Genomic DNA, 18,841 nt, shown 5'->3' with positions numbered 1-18,841 from the left:
ATATTTCACTTTCTATTGTTTCTATCTTTAAAATCTGCACCTTCATGCTCCAAGAGCCAAGCTTTCTTTTCCACTCCTGCAGCATAACCTGTCAGACGCTTGCCTGCTCCCAGCACACGATGACAGGGTACTAGGATAGACCAAGGATTTCGCCCCACTGCTCCACCAATTGCTTGAGCAGAAGCCACTTGTAGGTCTTGGGCTATTTGTCCATAGGTCACTGTCTGACCATAAGGAATTCCCTGTAAGTAGACCCAGACCCGCTTTTCAAAATCCGTTCCGATTGGAGCCAAGGGCAAGTTGGATAAATCCTGATACTTGCCTTTAAAGTAAGCATCTAAGCAAGCAATAACTGGGTCTAAAATGGGATGACTAACAACTTCTTCTATCGTTTCATCTCCTAGTCCCCTCTCAAAATACTTCTGGTCCTGCACCCAAATGCCATACAGATAATGGTCATCAGCTACTAGTGATAGAATACCAATTGGCGAAAAGTAGAGTATTTTTACGTACTTCTTTTGCATTATTTCTTCAATTTTTGATAGGCCAAGCGTTCGCCATCAACTGGAACCTTACCAACCTGTTTAAAACCGAGTTTTTCAAAGATATGCTGCATGACCTTGTTTGCAACATGCGTATCTAAGCGAAAATCTAGGTAATCAAATCCTTCAATTAAGCCTTCTAGGAAAGTCTGAGCAACCCCCTGTCCCTGGACATCTGCTGCCACAGCAATACGGTGAAAGACTAGGTACTCTGACTCCCCAGCTTGCCAGTTGCCTTCATAAATGGCTTCATAGGCTGCCTCTGGACTCTTGGTCACAGCTGCATAAGCTAGTAGTTCTCCCTCTTCCAAGGCTACGTAGGCTTGACCTGAGATAATATCTTCAATAATAATATCAGCATTTGGATAACCATTTTGCCACTGGTCACTACCAGCATACGCTAAACATTTTTTAGCATCCTCCATCACCTGCATGATGGCATCTACTTCATTTGGAAAAGCTAAACGAATCTCCATCTTTTCTCCTCATTTCTGACTAGTTTCTCCCATCATAGCATAATTTAAGTCTTTCTACAAGCAGTTAAAACTTGACTTTATGTTTTTATTATTTTATAATCTAGTTATTAAAACTAGATAAAAAGGAGTTGAAAATGAAAACTACCTTTTCCTACCCCAAATGGGCAGAAATCCCAAATATTGACCTCTATCTGGACCAGGTTTTACTCTATGTCAATCAGGTCTGCGCCCCTATCTCTCCTGATAAAGACAAAGGCCTAACAGCATCTATGGTCAATAATTATGTCAAACATGGTTACCTGACAAAACCTGATAAGAAAAAATACCAACGCCAACAGATTGCCCGTTTGATTGCTATCACAACCCTCAAATCTGTCTTTTCTATTCAAGAAATCGCCCAGACACTGAATACTCTACAAACTCAAGCAAGTTCAGACCAACTCTACGATGCTTTTGTGGACTACATGAACCAAGGAATGGATCCAGCTAACCCCATTATCCAAACCAGCTGCCAAACCGTTAAACTCTATCATCAAACCCTAGACTTAATCCATCATACTGAAGAGGAGGTAATCCAATGAACACTAGTCTTAAACTCAGCAAACAACTCAGTTTTGGAGAAGAAATTGCTAATAGTGTGACCCATGCTGTGGGTGCAGTCATCATGCTCATCTTACTGCCTATTTCATCCACCTATAGTTATGAGATACACGGATTTTTATCCTCTATCGGTGTCTCTATTTTCGTTATTAGTCTCTTTCTCATGTTCCTCTCATCCACCATTTACCACTCTATGGCCTATGGTTCGACCCACAAATATGTCTTGCGAATCATCGACCATTCTATGATTTATGTTGCTATTGCAGGCTCATACACGCCGGTCGTATTGACCTTGATGAATAACTGGTTTGGCTATCTGATTATTGCCATCCAGTGGGGAACGACCATCTTTGGTATTCTCTATAAAATCTTTGCTAAAAAAGTCAATGAGAAATTTAGCCTTGCTCTTTACCTGATTATGGGCTGGTTGGTTCTAGCTATCATTCCTGCCATTATCAGTCAAACAACGCCAATTTTCTGGAGTCTCATGGTAACTGGAGGACTTTGTTATACAGTTGGGGCTGGATTTTACGCCAAGAAAAAACCTTATTTCCACATGATTTGGCATCTCTTTATCCTAGCTGCATCCGCACTCCAATACATTGCCATTGTTTATTACATGTAAAAAAGTTGAGAAATTCAATCTCAACTTTTTTCTTTACACATATTGATAAAGTACTGGTGCAAGCGCACATCATCAGTCAATTCTGGATGAAAAGAAGTTACCAACATATTTTTTTCTTGGGCTGCAACGATTTGATTATCAACTGTTGCTAGAATTTCTACATCTTCTCCAACACTGCTGATAATTGGACCACGGATAAAGGTCATTGGAATCTGACCGACTCCCTTACATTCTGCTTCCGTGTAGAAACTTCCTAGTTGGCGCCCATAGGCATTGCGCTCGACTACCATATCCATAGTTCCTAGATGACTCTCTTCCTGAGAAGTAATTTCCTTAGCCAGCAAAATTAAACCCGCACAGGTCCCAAACACCGGTAAGCCAGATAGAATTGCTTCTCGAATGGGAATCAGCATGTCCTGCTCACGTAAGAGCTTGCCCATGGTTGTAGATTCCCCACCAGGCAAAATCAAACCCGACAAATCACTCCGAGATTTCTGAAAATCTTCTAAATTTCTGAGTTCTACACTCTCGACACCTAATTGATCTAGCACTTTTGCATGTTCTGCAAAGGCCCCTTGCAAGGCCAATATTCCGATTTTCATCTATTTTCCTCGCTCAGCCATGAGAATTTGGATTTCATTTTCATTAATACCAACCATGGCTTCTCCTAAATCTTCAGAGATTTGAGCTAGGATTTGAGGATTACGGAAGTTAGTCACCGCTTTGACAATGGCACTTGCTCGTTTAACAGGATCTCCTGACTTAAAAATACCTGAACCGACAAAGACACCCTCTGCCCCTAATTGCATCATCAGTGCAGCATCTGCTGGCGTTGCAACGCCTCCAGCTGCGAAGTTTACAACTGGCAATTTCCCATGTTCATGGACATATTGAACCAATTCTACAGGGACTTGCAATTCCTTGGCAGCAACATAAAGCTCGTCCTCACGTAGGTTTTGAATGCGGCGAATTTCCTGATTCATCATACGCATATGACGAACAGCTTGGACGATATCCCCTGTACCCGGTTCTCCTTTGGTACGAATCATAGAAGCACCTTCAGCGATACGACGCAAGGCTTCTCCCAAATCCTTAGCCCCACAGACAAAAGGAACTTGGAATTCTTTCTTGTCCACATGGAAACGGTCGTCAGCTGGAGATAGAACTTCACTCTCGTCGATATAGTCAATTTCAATAGCCTCTAAAATCTGAGCTTCCACAAAATGCCCGATTCTGACCTTAGCCATTACTGGAATACTAACCGCTTCTTGGATTTCCTTAATCATCTTTGGATCACTCATGCGGGAAACTCCACCAGCCGCACGAATATCAGCCGGAATCCGCTCTAAGGCCATAACGGCTGCCGCGCCAGCAGCCTCTGCAATACGAGCCTGTTCAGGATTCTGAACATCCATGATAACCCCACCTTTGAGCATCTGTGCCAAGTTTTTATTTAATTCATAACGATTTTCAGTCATTTGTTTTATCCTCATCATTTGTATTGGTAGCTACCTTTTCATTTTAAGTCAGAACAGAAGGAATCACAAGATAAAAAATGGATAATTGTATGGGTACACATTGACTAAAAAAACTATCTGACCTTAACTTAAGGCCAGATAGCTCATTCATTTTTATTTTTCAGCTGTAAGGGCAGCCATTGTGATGTAGTTGTATGGTTTGTTGAAGTGTGGCAAGAAGAATAGATCTGTCAATGCCAATTTATCAATTGTCACATGCTCTTGGATAGCAAGTGAGAACATGTGGATTCCCATGCTGATTGCAGAATCGTGTGAAACCATCTGGGCACCAAGAATTTCACGGCTATCTTTGTCAAAGACAATCTTGATTGCTACTTCATGGTTGTCATGTTTCATGAATTCTGGTTTTTGAAGATCGTTAAAGCCTGTTTCAGTCGCATTGTAACCAGCAGCTTTCGCTTTTTCAAGAGTCAAACCAGTTGAAACCATGTGAAGACCGTAGATAGAGATACCGTTTGAACCTTGAACACCGATACCTTCCAATTCATGGCCACAAGCATTGTAGGCACCAACAATACCAGTACGTACAGCGTTTGAAGCAAGAGCAATATAGCTAGTATCTTTACGAGCATTGTCATAAACAGTTGCACAGTCACCAACGGCAAATACACCTGGGATAGATGTTTCTTGTTTCTTGTCTACAAGGAAGGCACCGTTGCGGAAGAGTTCAATCTTACCATCAGCAAGTGCTGTGTTTGGACGGAAACCAACCGCAAGAACAACCATATCCACATCAAAGCTTTCTTTGTCAGTAATCAAGCGTTCAACTTTACCGTCACCTTCGATTGCTTTAACAGTTTGACCAAGTGCCAAGCGGATATTGTGGTCTTCCAAGTTCTTCGCCATCATTTGTGTGAAGTCTTTGTCATAGTAACCGTTCAAGACAGTATCAACGATGTCAACAAGGACAACTTCTTTTCCAAGACGTTCAAAGGCTTCAGCAAGTTCAACACCGATGTAACCACCACCAACAACGGCGATACGGTCAAGGTGTTTGCTCTTGTCAGCAAGTTTATTGATAACTTCTTCTGCGTTTTGGTACAACTTAACAAATTGAACATTTTCAAGAGTCGCTTTGAATTCGCGGTTTCCTTTAACAATTTCAACACCTTCGATTGGTGGCAAGATTGGTGTAGAACCTGTAGCGAAAATCAATTTTTCGTATGATTCTTTGTGCTCTTTTCCTTCAACTTCTGCTGTAACTACTTTGTTATCATAATCGATTGAAAGAACTGGTGATTTCATGTATACTTTAGCACCTTTAGCTTCCAATTTTTCTTTATCAGAATAGAACAAGCCTTCAGCACCGTCAATTTGTTCACCAATCCAAAGAGCCATTCCACATCCTAGGAAAGAGATGTTAGAGTTTTGGTCAAATACAACAATTTCGTTCTCACTTCCAAAATTATCCAACATAGTATTAATACATGCTGTACCAGCGTGGTTAGCACCAACTACAACGATTTTACTCATAAAAAATTTCCTACCTTCAATTTTAAATTTACTCTACTAGTATAACATTTACTGTTAGCGTTTACAAGTGGTTTACTATTATTTCAGGATTTTTTATCAAAAATAATTCTCCATTTATCCTGTTTTCAAGCCTCATGAATTTTATGAGCATATTTCTTGACTTTTTCCAAATTTTATTTGTGAAAAGTCTAACTTTATGGTATTCTAATAACATGAAAATAAAATGTAAGGGCTTCAATTTAGATAATTACTTGATATTACAACTTATTTTCTATAAGAGAAAGGAGTTGGTAGCTTGCCTCTAAGTTCACATTCCGAACGGCTAATGGGGACTACTATCACTATTTCATTAGTAGATGAGCGAGCCGATGGCTTGCTCCAAAAATCCTTTGATTTACTCAGAGAGCTAGAATACCGCTTCAATGCCAATAGTCAGAAATCGGAGTTGATGGAAATCAATCATCAAGCTGGAATAGCTCCAGTCAAAGTTCATCCAGACCTGTTTAAATTGATTTCACTTGGGTTAGAGCATAGCCTAGCACCCTCTAGCTATCTCAATATCAGCATTGGTCCCCTAATTCAAACCTGGCGCATCGGTTTTTCAGATGCCAAAGTCGCCCAACCTCAAGAAATTGAATCGGTTCTGCCTCTAATCAATCCTCATTTTATCGAGTTAGATTCTTCTACTTCTACTGTGTTTTTAAAACAGAAAGGAATGAAGATCGATCTTGGTTGTTTAGCCAAAGGATACAGTGCGGATAAGGTTGCCCAATTTCTGAGAGAAGAGGGAGTGACATCTGCCTTAATCAATCTGGGAGGGAATATCCTGACTATTGGAAAAAATCAGGCAAGAGGAAATCAGCCTTGGCAAATCGGGATTCAAGATCCAGCCAATCCGAGGGGAAATCACTTAATGACCATCCCTGTTGTCAATCAATCTGTCGTGACTTCAGGCATTTATGAACGTCACCTGACCGTCGATGGAAAAGATTACCATCATATTTTTGACAGCCAAACAGGATATCCTGTTGAAACGGAACTCGCTAGTCTCACAATCATCTCTGATAAATCAGTTGATGGCGAAATCTGGACAACTCGACTCTTTGGAGAAAGACCTGCTTCTATCCTCTGGCAAGTCGAAAGTTTGGAGGGCATCGAAGCCATCCTCATCGATAAAGAAGGCCACCTAAGCTGTTCTTCAGGAATTCCTACTCTATAGAGACAACTGTTTCAATGGAGTTTTAAAATTGTATTATGTAAAAAGAGAAAGGAAATCTCATGTTAAAACTTATTGCTATTGTTGGAACAAATTCAAAACGTTCTACAAACCGTCAATTGCTTCAATACATGCAAAAACACTTTGCTGACAAAGCTGAAATTGAACTTGTTGAAATTAAAGACATTCCTGTCTTCAACAAGCCAGCTGACAAGCAAGTACCTGCTGAAATATTGGAAATTGCTGCTAAAATTGAAGAAGCAGATGGCGTTATTATCGGTACTCCTGAGTACGACCACTCTATTCCAGCTGTTTTGATGAGCGCTCTTGCTTGGTTGTCTTATGGTATTTACCCACTCTTGAATAAACCAATCATGATTACAGGTGCTTCTTACGGTACACTCGGTTCATCACGTGCTCAAATGCAACTTCGCCAAATCTTAAACGCACCAGAAATCAAAGCAAGTGTCCTTCCTGATGAATTCTTGCTTTCACATTCTCTTCAAGCCTTTAATCCAAGTGGAGATCTAGTAGATCTTGATGTTATTAAAAAACTGGATGCCACTTTTGACGACTTCCGTATCTTTGTAAAAATCACAGAAAAATTGCGCAACGCACAAGCCCTACTTCGCAAAGATGCTGAAGACTTTGACTGGGAAAATTTGTAAGATAGGAGACCAAAAAGAATGAAATTTGTTGGACTTGTAGGATCAAACTACGATCAATCATATAACCGTAAACTCTTGGAATTCATCCGTCGTCACTTCAAACTCAAATTTGAATTAGAAGTTCTCGAAATTGATGAAGTTCCAATGTTTAACCAAGACGAAAAATGGGATGAAAGTTTCCAATTACGTTATTTATATAACAAAATTACTCGTGCTGATGGTGTCATTATTGCTACTCCTGAGCACAACCACACAATCTCAGCTTCTCTAAAATCGGTTCTTGAATGGCTTTCATACGAAGTTCATCCATTTGAAAACAAACCAGTTATGATTGTGGGAGCTTCTTACTACGACCAAGGTACTTCTCGTGCCCAAGTTCACCTTCGTAAGATTCTTGACGCTCCAGGTGTCAATGCCTACACTCTTCCAGGAAATGAATTCCTTCTTGGTAAAGCCAAAGAAGCTTTTGATGTTGATGGGAATATAACAAATGAAGGAACTGTTAATTTCCTTGAAACATGTTTAGACAACTTTGTAAAATATGTGGGAGTCGTTTCAAAATTGAAAAAACCAAAACCAATCGCACCAGAAGATTTATATTGTACAAAACCAATCGCAACTACAATTCAAGGTGTTGACCCTGATGATCCTGAATGGGTAGAAAAAGCAGCTGAGCTTGTTGGAGCTGTTTCAGGAGATACTTACGTTAAATTAGACCACGGTATCTTGACAGTTAACCAAATTGATATGTTCTTGAAAGCAATGCCATTTGAGTTGACATATGCGGATGATAATAACCAATTCTTGTACTATAATAACGCCCATCAAGATCCAAATACAATGTATGGTAAACGTGTGCGCGTTCAAGCAGGTAGCCGACTAGGAACAGTACATGCTTCCCTACCACCTGAAAGAATGAAAAACGTTGAATGGGTTGTCGGTGTACTACGTAACGGAGATCAAGAATATGTCCGTACAATTGTGCCGGGAACACCTGAAGGTGTTATCAATACACATAACTACAAGGCAATGTACTATCCAGATGGTTCATATGCTGGAATCAATGAAATCATCTTCAATTTCCAACCATGGCTCGATTGGTACTTGGAAACAACTGGTCAACGTCTAGTTGGTGGAAATGCTGCAGCTCCTGCTGGAGGACATGGCGGAGCAGATGCTACATCTGGAGCTTCTGATTCAAGTGATGCTGGAGGTCACGGTGGTGGCGCAGACGCTACAGCTGGTGCAAGTTACTAATGATAGTTTTAGGAACCATTTTGGTTCCTTTTTTAGTTAAAAAAGACTAGCAGTTTGTGTCTGCTAGTCTTTTGATTATTATTTCACCTATCCTTGTTAAAAGAAAGAATACTTATTATGAATTTGGATCATCGAGACTACGGCCATGTAACCCTTTTTCACGTTGGACTTGACGTAGTTTCTCTGGTGTAACATCGTTTCCTTCTTCGTCCACAATTTTGATCCCTTCGATGTGGTGACGAACAGTGCGACGGTAACCTTCGATGTACTCCTCACGTAGTTTGGCTTGTTCTACTTTTTCTTCTGGGGTCAAGCCTTCTGTTTTTTTCTTTTTAGCAAGCTCGTTGATACGATCAATTTTTTTCTGATCCATTTATATTCTCCTTTGTGATAAGATAAAGTCTGTTTATCAAATTTTATTTAGTATTGATTTGGTTAAAACGTGCAAGTTTAGCTGCTTTCTTGGTTAATTGCGACAAGATTGCCAAACGATTTTGTCGAACAGTCTGATCTTCAGCCATAACCATAGTATTCTCAAAGAAGGCATCGATGACAGGGCTAAGAGCAAAGAGTTGTTTCAATTGTTGACTTGCAGTCCCTGACAAAACGAGTGATTCTACTTCTTCTGCCAAGGCTTTCTCTTCTTCATTTTCAAAGAGAGCTGAATCAACTGTAGCTACTACTTCTGCCTTCTCAGCCAAGTTAAAGGCACGAGAAAGTGATTCAACAGATGGTTTAAAGTCTTCTTCCTTGCTTGCTTCTACGAGAGCACTTGCTGCTTCCAACATATCCGCCACAACAAAGTTTGAACCTGCAAGAACGGCTTCCTTGATGTCTTTTGGAGTAGATCCCATCATCTTATCAACACGAGCCTTGATAAAGTCCATAACCTCTGCCTTATTTTCATAAGTCAAGCTGTCAAATGTTAGAGCATAAAGGCTATCAATCAGCTCGTCCATAGCAATGTGCCAACCAAAAGCATCCAAGATACGAACCACACCTTGGGTCGCACGACGAAGGGCATACGGGTCATTAGAACCTGATGGAATCAAGCCTACTGAGAAGAAACTCAAAATCGTATCCAATTTATCTGCAATGGCAAGCACTGCGCCGACCTTGCTCTCTGGAAGTTCTCCTTCGGCTGATGTAGGCATGTAGTGTTCACGAATAGCAGCTGCTACCGCTGGAGTTTCCCCAGCAAGAAGGGCATATTTTTCACCCATAATTCCTTGAAGCTCGTCAAATTCGCCAACCATACCTGTCAACAAGTCAAACTTGTAAATGGCTGCTGCACGGGCTAGGTCAATCGTTTCATCCGCTGACAAGCCTGCTTTTTCTGCCAAGAGAATAGCAATTTGACCAGTACGAATCATGTGTTCACGAAGGGAACCAATTTTCTCATGGAAGGTCACATTGTTTAATTTTTCAACAAGGTCAGAAATAACTAATTTTTGGTCTTCACGCCAGAAGAATTCTCCGTCTTCCAAACGGGCTACCAAGACTTTTTCATTTCCTTTGATAACATTTTCCAAATGCTCTGCATTTCCATTACGAACAGAAATGAAGTTTGGCAATAGTTTTCCATCTTGATCACGAACAACAAAGTAACGTTGGTGTTCCTTCATCGAAGTCACCAAGACTTCTTCCGGAACTTCAAGGTATTTGGCATCAAAACTTCCCATAAAGGCAGTTGGGTATTCAACCAAGTTCAAGACTTCATTAAGCAAATCAGCATCAATTTCGATACGTACACTGTGTTCAGCTTCGATTGCCTTAATTTGGTCAACAATCATTTGCTCGCGTTCACGTGGATCTGCGATTACATACTGCTTACGAAGGTCTTCTTCATAGCTCAATGCTGACTGAATTTTGGTTTCTTTCCCCAAGAAACGATGACCACGGCTCACACGACCTCCCTTGATATCAAGGAAATCCAAATCAAACTCTTCTTCATCTAAAAGAACGGTTAAAGTGTGAACAGGACGAATGTATTCAAAGCTATTTCCAGCCCAATGCATGCTGACAGGGAAAGTCAATGACTTCAAAACATCTACAACACCAGGAACAATGGCTTCAACTGCTTGACCAATTTCTTCCTTGGTAACATAGACATATTCTTCACCCTTAATTTCACGGAATTCGATATCTTCAACAGTCAAGCCTTTTCCACGGACAAATCCTTGAGCTGCTTTGGTGAAGTTGCCATCACTATCCAAGGCAATTTTCTTTGCTGGCCCCTTAAAATCTTCTGTCAAATCAGACTGTTTGTCTGCTAAACCAGTTACACGAACAGCCAAACGACGTGGTGTTGAGAAGGTCTGAATAGCTTCAAAAGACAGGCGGTTTTCCTTGAGGAAGGCTGCCATTTTTTCACCTAGTTGTTTTTCACTTGGTGTAACAACATAGGCTGGTAATTCTTCAAGACCGAGTTCTACTAATAAGTTTTTTGTCATGTTTTTTCTCCGAAAAGTATCTTTTTATTTTCCAGTCTGCCTTATGTGATTGGCACGCAAGCAACCAACTTCGTTGTTTCATTGCTAAAATTGGAGCCAAAAGTCTCCAATTTTGCCTAGTATCCTTAGTTTCACTAAGGATACCTTCATCACTGCGGCAACTGGCTCAGGGCTCACTCTGTTCGCCCATTTTCGTAATTTGTCACTCTCTTTATTCTGCGTCTTCTGCTAGGAGTTTAGCTCTTGTTGCTTCATCTAAAAGTGGGTAGCCTAGGCGTTTTCGTTCTGCGACAAAGGTTTTAGCTACGACACGGGCTAGGTTACGGATACGTGCGATATAACCTGCGCGCTCTGTTACAGATACGGCACCACGCGCATCAAGCAGGTTAAAGGTGTGTGAACATTTGAGAACATAGTCATAGGCAGGGTGCACCAATCCTTCTTCCAAGGCGCGACCAGCTTCTTTTTCAAACTTATCAAAGTTTTCAAGCAACATTTCTTGATCCGAAATTTCAAATGAATATTTTGAATGCTCGTACTCAGGCTGGATGAAAATTTCTCCGTATTTTACACCATCAGCCCATTCGATATCATAGACAGAATCCACTTCCTGAATATAAGAAGCCAAGCGCTCCAAACCATAGGTAACTTCCGCAGTCACAGGGCCAGTTGCCAATCCACCGACTTGTTGGAAATAAGTGAACTGAGTAATTTCCATCCCATCAAGCCAAACTTCCCAACCAAGACCAGCTGAACCAGTTGATGGGTTTTCCCAGTTGTCCTCAACGAAACGAATATCGTGTTCCAAAGGATTGATTCCCAATTTTTCCAAAGACTCAAGGTAAAGTTCTTGGATGTTTGATGGAGATGGCTTCATGACCACCTGGAATTGGTGGTGTTGGTAAAGACGGTTAGGATTTTCTCCGTAACGACCGTCAGCAGGACGACGTGATGGCTCTACATACGCTGCATTCCATGGCTCAGGTCCGATAGCACGAAGGAAAGTGTAAGGACTCATTGTTCCCGCACCTTTTTCGTTGTCATAAGCCTGCATAAGCATACAACCTTGGTCATTCCAAAATTGTTGCAAAGTGAGGATGATTTCCTGAAAAGTCAATTTTTTAGACATTGTTTTCTCCTTTTTCTCTAAATTACTTGCGACACGAGTCTGCCTCGTCGATTATACGAGGCAAGACGAGTTAGTACTGCGTCTAGCTCAGCACTCTAGTGCTGAGCGTGGGGCAGTCCGACTGTAAGGAGGTCTCTGCCACTGACGCAGTGGAAATGTTAATTTCTTAGACATTGTTTACTCCTTTAATTTTTATATTTCTTTTTCAATTAATTTCTGCTGAACAAACCAATTTAACAAGGGAAGAGTTTTATCTGTATTTGCCCATAGATGATAAGAATCGAAGACTGCTTCTACACTACCTAGATTTTCTACCAACTTATCCACTGTCAAAAAACTACGCCAGTATTCGTAAAAAATACTTGCATAGTTCTTATCATAAGTTGAGGAACCAAAATCATTCAATGAATGCCAACCATACTTCTTCTGATAAAGTTCTACGAGAGATTGATTACAATTTTTTTCCGCTTGAAATTCTTCTTCTGTCAAGAAATACTTGCGACTAATATATTCAACCATCCCCTCTTCGAACCAGATATAAAAGTCGTAACCATCAAAATCATCTAAAAAATGCTCCGACCAATGAGCTAACTCATGTCCTACAATCTGTAAGAGGAAATTTTCAGATAAAGAATGATAGTGACTTTCTATTGCTTGAGTTTGCCGAGAACATTCGTAGTCCATCAACTGATACAAATACAGCTCTTTCCAAACAGCTAAATCAGGCGTCATAACCATTCGTCTATTATTTGTATAGGCAGGAACAGGACTTTCCCTAATAATCTGTGTAGCAGCATTAAAATCTGACCAAATGACGGCTTGGGGGAAATCATAGACTGCCAGTTCATTCTTTAAAAAAGATTGATAAGCCTCCAGCTTCTCAGTATTTCTTAATACAAAATCACGAAATGCAACTAGTTGGCTATCATCTTTTACAAGATAAAGGTTATCCACGGCTCTCCTTTCTTTCACACAATAGACTGAATAAACAAAAGAACCGCATCCGACAATCCTAGGTTGATTTAACCTAGGGGCGTCAAAAACGCGGTTCCACCCTAATTTATTACTTCATTGTTTGTAAAGATAAGACAGAAAGCGCCAGTTCTTTATTTTGCCCTACTTGGCTCCCACTATCCCAAGCTCGCTTGAAGAACGCCATAAGACTTTCTTTCCTGCAGACTATTATATCAAAAATTAGAACAATGTACAATTCTTTTTATGATTTTCTAGAAATCCATATCATCAACTCGTGGAGCACCCGACTGAACAGCTATCGTTTTCAAGATTTCTCGCTCCTCATGATTCAGTTCAATTCCAAAGCAATCAAGATTAGCCTGAATACGAGAGGCTGTGACAGATTTTGGAAGTGGTAGAAATCCTTCTGCCAAGCTCCAGGTCAAGGCTATCTGAGCAACAGACTTTCCGTAATTTACCGCAATTTCTTGCACTTGCTTGCTATCAAACAGTTCTCCCTGACCAAAAGGCCCCCAAGCTTCCAATAAAATTCCTTTTTCTCGACAATAATCTACCACTTCCTCTTGATACACACCTGGCGCCAAACGAACTTGATTGACCGCTGGAACGATATTTGCTGTTTCAAGCAAGGCATCCAAATGATGGGGAAGGAAATTACTAACTCCGATAGCACGGATTTTACCTTCTAGGTAAAGATCCTCCATCGCTCTCCAGACCTCAGCATTGCGAGTTTTCCATGCCTCATTTTCTCTTAAAGGTTTTGGATTTGGCCAATGAATCAAATACAAATCCAAATAATCCAAGCCCAGCTTTTCTAAAGACTCTTCAAAAGCTTGACGAGCTTGCTCATAGTTGTGATTTGTATTCCAGAGTTTACTGGTTACAAAAATTTCCTCCCTCGGAATGCCACTATCTTGAATAGCACGACCAACGCTTTCTTCATTTTTATAAATCGCTGCCGTATCGATATGACGATAGCCTGCCTTTAAAGCCTCTAAAACTGCTTGGTAGGCAATCTCTCCATTTTCAGCTTTCCAGGTTCCAAATCCCAGAACTGGAATTTCTACCCCATTATTTAATTGATAAGTATTCATATACTTCTCCTTCTATTTTATTTATCAATTATAGTATAAACCATTTTTTGCTAATTAGTACTATCTTCTGTAAAAAATAAGTCTATCAAATATCTGACAGACCCATTTTTGTTGCTTATTCATCACGACTATAATACAGCTCATGAGCTTTTAGGCGAGTATTGAGCATTTCTGGTATGGTCACAAAGGTGTACCCTTGATTTTTCAAATATTCAATGACCTTCGGCAAGGCATTGACTGTCGGACTGTGAATATCATGCATCAGAACGATAGAGCCATTAGCTACTTGATGCTGAATTTCCGTCAAAATAGCCGCTTCATTTTTACTCTTCCAATCCAGACTATCCACATCCCACATAATAAAGCTCAAATCGAGGCTATTGCGAATGTCGTCTGTAATGGCTCCATAAGGCGGACGCATGAGTTTAGAACTCGTTCCCAAAACTTTTGTCAAAATCTCTTCGGTATCTGTAATTTGTTTTTTAGCTTCATCAAGAGGGAGTTGCGAGAGAATCGGATGACTCCAACTATGGTTTCCAACAACATGACCTTCAGCTTTTATTCTTTTCACCAAGTCCTCATTTCCAGAAACGTTTTTCCCAAGCACAAAGAAAGTGGCTTTAACACCATATTTAGCTAGAGTCTCTAACGCCTGCGGAGTCGTTGCTGGATTTGGACCATCATCAAAGGTTAGAGCGACAACTTTTTGATGTTTCTTATCAAAATAAGACTGGTACAATGCTGCATCTTTTTCAAGTAAGTATGAGGATTGGATAAAATCAAAGAAAGCAGATACTGGCAAGGCTATCTCTTCTAAATTTTCAACCGCAGGACTTGGATAAAGGATGATTTGGCTATCCTTATAATCAAAATTCCATGCAGATAAATCTTGGTCAGAGAAACCTTTAACAATCTGATCAATCTTTTCTTGCTCTAATTTCTTATCCTGTAAGAAAGAGGTCATTTCTTTTATCAGCTGTTCCTTAGCCTTACTAGCATCTGAAAACAGTTGGTCAAGTGTAAAAGGTTTCCCATCTTCTGTTAAGTGAACCTTTCCAAGACTGGTCTTTTCAGTCTCTTCAACCTTAAAAGCAACTAAATCATAGATTTGTTTGGTTACATTACGATTGACGACTCCCTTTAAACCTGACTCTTCTTGCTCCGTATAGTAGAAAACAAGATTTTCCTTACTTTCCAGCTTGTCCTTAATATCTTTATTTATCAGTTCCTTAACAGATGAAATAACTTGCTCCCCTTGGAGAGGATAATAGGCAATCACTTCGGTTTGCCCCTTACGAAAATGCTCCTTCTGATTTCCCTCACTCAGTTGATCATCTTTCTCTTTTTTGAGCGTTTCAATCTTTTGTTCAAAACTTTTTTGCTGGTACATTTTAAAAGCAATAAATCCGCCTAATAAGCAAATAGAAATTGCTAAAATACCAATCAAAGCCAATAATACATGTCTCTTTTTCCCGTGTCTGCCACGTCCCAGTCTACTTTTATTCATATTTATATCATAACAAATTTGAGCAATAATTTCAATGATACAGTTTGGCAATCCAGAATTCCTCCAGCAAGCCAAAGCATCTCACATCAACTCGATCAGCCCTATCTGTAGGAACCATCTAGTTTTCTATCTATGGAATTTCTAGTGGATTGAAGCTAGAATAGACACCGTGACTTCTAAAAACATTCTGAGAAATTGATTTATTTTTCCCAATCGATTTATCCTCAAACATCCCTGCACCTCTGATATTTTCTTGATAATACTATATACCCAGACACTTGTAGTTTTACCTTCAGCTAGTAATGTTGACTTTTCTTCTTCAGATAATTTTTTCCGTAAGTAGTCAATCTGCTGAGAAGTAATGTTCTCTTTCCCCATTGCCTTGACAGATTGTATCACTATTGCAGTTAAGGTTGACATATTTGAAATATCTCCATTATTTCTCTGCTTAAATTCTATCCTTGCCTTACCAACATTAAAACTAGCATATCTTCCATCTGATATATAGGTCCATTTTGCTGGTACCTGCGTAGATAAACCAAGTAAATTCAGGGCTGTGTTTCCCGATGGAGCAATGGTCCAATTATATTTTCTAGCAATAGCATCAGCAACTTCATCCACAGACGCCATTGCATACTCTCCAATCAATTCTATATATTTTGGTTTATAATAAATACCTTTCAAAATGCGAGTAATCTCTTTGTCTTTTACAAGACGATTTAATGTACTACGAACAGTTTCATATCCTGCAATATCAAAGAAATCATTTGCTATAAAAACTTGATTTGATTCAAAATTTTCTATCCTCTTTACTATTTCCTGCTTATAGTTCATCTATCACGCCTCCTTTGCACCGAATATGATGCTATTTTTGGTGCAAAAAGTCAAATGAGAGTCATTTTTATCAAAGAGATAGCATACCTCTTCTTATGTAGAATCTCTATCCATTTTTTATCCCATTTCTTATTTCAGTAATAACTTGATTATAAAAATCATGATAGTCAGCCGTATTTATTTCTTTTATAATAACGCCATATGTACACAAGAGTATTCTCACATTATCATCTAAATCTCCACCTTTAGAGTAAAAATACACCTTTGTAAATTCAAAATGTTTCTTCTTGTATGCGAGTAGCCACCACAAATCGATTTCAGCTAAATCTAAAGCAAAACCAAGGATATGAACATCATTGCTTACAAAACAATCAATCCATGAATGATGATAAAAATCATTTTGAGAATTCCATCTCCTTAATAATTCAGACGTATATCCTATCACCTGCGAAAGCAAATAGCCATAATAGTATTGTCCTAGTATAATAGACTTTTTTCTCGTTGCTATTCCATGTATATGCCATAGTTTTTTTCGATCACCTAATTTTATATACTGATAAATTCCTAGCTCCTTTTCCTTTTTACTGATTTCACCCTCCTTCCCATATCCATATAGATTTAAGATTTTTCCAATAGATGGATTAGTACAGATTGTTTTTTCAAATTCAAAGCTGTAATTCGTCGTCAAAATATTCTCTACTTCTAACGTTAATAAGTCCTCAAGAAACTCTTTCTTTCTTTTTGAAATTGTCATCTTATCCTTCAAAAAATCAGTTAGTTCCTCTGCGACAGTTTCTTCTTTCCCCTCATAGTTTACTGAAATCCTCATCGGAAAACTTAAAGAATCGCTTATCTCAGCATGTAATGAACGTTTCTCCGCCTCTTTTTCACCTCTAAACTTGTCGACATTAAAGAAATCATCATTTTCTGGCTCGCTCGCAAATAATCTATTGATACCATTCCCTACTAATAAAATAGGTTTATTTTTTCTGCTTTCATGTTTTCCCATTCCATTACCCTTTCTCTTTTTAAAGCGTTTACATATACTCCTAAAGAAAGATGGATAGAAAGACGCTTTTCAACTTCTTTCTATCCATTACTTCCTTCAAGAGTCCACACCAGCAATTCTCAGTTCCATTTCATGAACTATCTTACTTGTCTCGTGTTTCTTCTTTATCTTACTCTGCCATCGAAGACTTCTACTGATACTAAGGAGGAAGCATTCCCATCCAAAAGACGGTGTCCTGTCCCCAGAACCATTTCCCCGCTAGAAACTGGTATATTCCCACTACAGGTTTGCTACTAACTTTTCCTATCGTTATTATCCAGCAATGTAGTAACTTCTATGGTCGCCTGCGATATTTCACATGTCGCTTATCTTAACTGAGCAAGAATAGCTTTGAGTTTCTCAATCAACTCATCTTCTGTGTGCTCAGACTCTTTCTCATTGGCTAGGAAGGCAACTGCTTGAGCGAGAGCTTCTCGTGCTTGGTCAAGGACTTTCGCATCTACACTTGTAAGGTCGCCATCTTGCAGAACCTTAGTTAATTCCTTGGTCAATTTCTTGAGTTCTGACTCTTTCTTACGACGCGCGATGAGGAAGAGAAGGAGACCAAGAAGGGCGAGCAGGCTGCCAATCATCGTACCGTACGGAAGATGAGCTTGTTCTTTGCTTGTTTCTTTCGTTTCTTCTTCATCCTTAGTCGCTTGCTTGCCCTTCAAGGATTCGAGTGTTTCTTTGACCTTGGCAGTCATCTCTTTCAAGCCTGCCTCTGTCAAGTCAGCATTTCTAAGGGCTTCTTGACCCTCACCGAGAATGACCTTCGCAGCGTCGATGACAGATTGATCAATACCATCCAAGTCTTTCAAACGAGTTTCCAGTTCTTCAACCAATCGAGCAAGTTCAGACTTGTCAACAGGACGAGTCTCGCTAGGAGTTGTTGTATCGCCTGAATTGTTTGGAGTCGATGTAGAAACTGGAGTCTCCTGAACTGGAGTACTTGCTTGAGCCTGTCCAACAGTAGACGATGGAGTAGCAGGATTGCTATTACTACTATCGTCTGTCGTCACACCAGAGGCTGGAGTGTTGCCACTGTTACCTGGTGTCGCACTGTTGCTATTGCTGTCAGCAGGGGTGGTAGTAGCGCCGTTGTTAGTGTTAGCACTGTTATTAGTGTCGCCACTAGTATTGCTGTTACTACTATTGTCGGTATTATCACCGTTGTTGGTGTTAGCACTATTGTTAGTGTTACCATCATTACTTGGTACAGAAGTTGGTTTATCTACCAAGCCTTCTTTGGCTTTATCAAGTTCTTTCTTCGCTTCATCCACTTTCGCTTTCGCATCCGCTACGTCTTGTTCCGTTGCGTTCGCGTTCGCAATCACTTTTTCAGCTTCGGTTACAGCTTCTTGAGCTTTTGCCTTCGCGTCTTCATAAGCTTTCTTACTTGCTTC

At 39.9% G+C, this 18,841-nt stretch carries 18 protein-coding genes and 1 pseudogene; 5 read left to right on the top strand and 14 right to left on the bottom strand.

The annotated features are described in order from the left end of the window. Positions 1–5 precede the first annotated feature (5 nt). Together HT720_RS04195 and HT720_RS04190 are read right to left on the bottom strand one after the other, a co-directional pair. Entirely contained in the window at positions 6–524 is a 519-nt protein-coding gene (locus tag HT720_RS04195; RefSeq protein WP_173274809.1) for a methylated-DNA--[protein]-cysteine S-methyltransferase, read from the bottom strand. Beyond that, complete coding sequence (locus tag HT720_RS04190; protein ID WP_084889303.1) at positions 524–1,018, bottom strand: GNAT family N-acetyltransferase; 495 nt, start codon at positions 1,016–1,018, stop codon at positions 524–526. Before HT720_RS04190 ends, HT720_RS04195 begins: the two co-directional genes overlap by 1 nt. 134 nt (positions 1,019–1,152) lie before the next feature. Here HT720_RS04190 and HT720_RS04185 point away from each other — a divergent pair, with 134 nt between their 5' ends. Continuing rightward, the gene (locus tag HT720_RS04185) at positions 1,153–1,599 is read left to right on the top strand and encodes a DUF1836 domain-containing protein (protein WP_173274808.1); all 447 of its coding nucleotides are present in this window, start codon (positions 1,153–1,155) and stop codon (positions 1,597–1,599) included. Next, positions 1,596–2,243: a hemolysin III family protein gene (locus HT720_RS04180; protein ID WP_173261918.1), complete on the top strand. Its 648-nt coding sequence runs from the start codon at positions 1,596–1,598 to the stop codon at positions 2,241–2,243. The genes HT720_RS04185 and HT720_RS04180 overlap by 4 nt, the downstream gene beginning before the upstream one ends. A 20-nt stretch (positions 2,244–2,263) precedes the next feature. Here HT720_RS04180 and pdxT read toward each other — a convergent pair whose 3' ends face one another. The 3 genes from pdxT to HT720_RS04165 all read right to left on the bottom strand — a co-directional run bounded on the left by pdxT (position 2,264) and on the right by HT720_RS04165 (position 5,254). Further along, complete coding sequence (pdxT, locus tag HT720_RS04175; protein ID WP_173274807.1) at positions 2,264–2,845, bottom strand: pyridoxal 5'-phosphate synthase glutaminase subunit PdxT; 582 nt, start codon at positions 2,843–2,845, stop codon at positions 2,264–2,266. Further along, positions 2,846–3,721, bottom strand: a complete 876-nt coding sequence (gene pdxS, locus HT720_RS04170; RefSeq protein ID WP_000138526.1) for a pyridoxal 5'-phosphate synthase lyase subunit PdxS — start codon at positions 3,719–3,721, stop codon at positions 2,846–2,848. 153 nt (positions 3,722–3,874) lie between these two features. Continuing rightward, positions 3,875–5,254, bottom strand: coding sequence for an FAD-dependent oxidoreductase (locus tag HT720_RS04165; RefSeq protein WP_173274806.1), 1,380 nt, complete (start codon positions 5,252–5,254; stop codon positions 3,875–3,877). A gap of 295 nt (positions 5,255–5,549) precedes the next feature. On the opposite strand from HT720_RS04165, the gene HT720_RS04160 reads away from it, so the two are divergent. The 3 genes from HT720_RS04160 to HT720_RS04150 are packed head-to-tail and all read left to right on the top strand — an operon-like array spanning position 5,550 to position 8,395. Further along, the gene (locus tag HT720_RS04160; protein ID WP_173274805.1) at positions 5,550–6,473 is read left to right on the top strand and encodes an FAD:protein FMN transferase; all 924 of its coding nucleotides are present in this window, start codon (positions 5,550–5,552) and stop codon (positions 6,471–6,473) included. Between the two features lie 59 nt (positions 6,474–6,532). Then, on the top strand, positions 6,533–7,138 hold the full coding sequence (locus HT720_RS04155) for an NADPH-dependent FMN reductase (protein ID WP_033677008.1): 606 nt from the start codon (positions 6,533–6,535) through the stop codon (positions 7,136–7,138). An 18-nt stretch (positions 7,139–7,156) separates the two neighbouring features. Then, a complete protein-coding gene (locus HT720_RS04150) occupies positions 7,157–8,395 on the top strand; it encodes an NAD(P)H-dependent oxidoreductase (RefSeq protein ID WP_164226729.1) in 1,239 nt (412 codons plus the stop codon). A 115-nt stretch (positions 8,396–8,510) separates the two neighbouring features. On the opposite strand, the gene HT720_RS04145 is transcribed toward HT720_RS04150, so the two are convergent. The 9 genes and pseudogenes from HT720_RS04145 to HT720_RS10185 form a co-directional block, all read right to left on the bottom strand. Next, the gene (locus tag HT720_RS04145) at positions 8,511–8,768 is read right to left on the bottom strand and encodes a DUF896 family protein (protein ID WP_173274804.1); all 258 of its coding nucleotides are present in this window, start codon (positions 8,766–8,768) and stop codon (positions 8,511–8,513) included. Positions 8,769–8,811: 43 nt separating this feature from the next. Further along, the gene (gene glyS / locus HT720_RS04140; protein ID WP_173274803.1) at positions 8,812–10,848 is read right to left on the bottom strand and encodes a glycine--tRNA ligase subunit beta; all 2,037 of its coding nucleotides are present in this window, start codon (positions 10,846–10,848) and stop codon (positions 8,812–8,814) included. A gap of 211 nt (positions 10,849–11,059) precedes the next feature. Next, positions 11,060–11,977, bottom strand: a complete 918-nt coding sequence (glyQ, locus tag HT720_RS04135) for a glycine--tRNA ligase subunit alpha (protein ID WP_000038733.1) — start codon at positions 11,975–11,977, stop codon at positions 11,060–11,062. A 192-nt stretch (positions 11,978–12,169) separates the two neighbouring features. After that, positions 12,170–12,931, bottom strand: a complete 762-nt coding sequence (locus HT720_RS04130; protein WP_173213615.1) for an elongation factor Tu — start codon at positions 12,929–12,931, stop codon at positions 12,170–12,172. 272 nt (positions 12,932–13,203) lie between these two features. Then, a complete protein-coding gene (locus tag HT720_RS04125; protein ID WP_173213613.1) occupies positions 13,204–14,046 on the bottom strand; it encodes an aldo/keto reductase in 843 nt (280 codons plus the stop codon). Positions 14,047–14,161: 115 nt separating this feature from the next. Continuing rightward, a complete protein-coding gene (gene pgdA / locus HT720_RS04120; protein WP_173274802.1) occupies positions 14,162–15,553 on the bottom strand; it encodes a peptidoglycan-N-acetylglucosamine deacetylase PgdA in 1,392 nt (463 codons plus the stop codon). Positions 15,554–15,694: 141 nt separating this feature from the next. After that, a complete protein-coding gene (locus tag HT720_RS04115; protein ID WP_240149579.1) occupies positions 15,695–16,387 on the bottom strand; it encodes a DUF6088 family protein in 693 nt (230 codons plus the stop codon). A gap of 106 nt (positions 16,388–16,493) precedes the next feature. Then, complete coding sequence (locus tag HT720_RS10190) at positions 16,494–17,396, bottom strand: hypothetical protein (RefSeq protein ID WP_225904826.1); 903 nt, start codon at positions 17,394–17,396, stop codon at positions 16,494–16,496. A 365-nt stretch (positions 17,397–17,761) separates the two neighbouring features. Beyond that, positions 17,762–18,829 (bottom strand): annotated as a pseudogene (locus tag HT720_RS10185) (hypothetical protein); the annotation flags it as partial. Between the last annotated feature and the right edge of the window lie 12 nt (positions 18,830–18,841).

The organism is Streptococcus sp. 68, from assembly GCF_013277415.1.
In the GTDB taxonomy this organism is placed as follows: domain Bacteria; phylum Bacillota; class Bacilli; order Lactobacillales; family Streptococcaceae; genus Streptococcus.
This window is presented reverse-complemented; position numbering and strand designations above follow the sequence as displayed.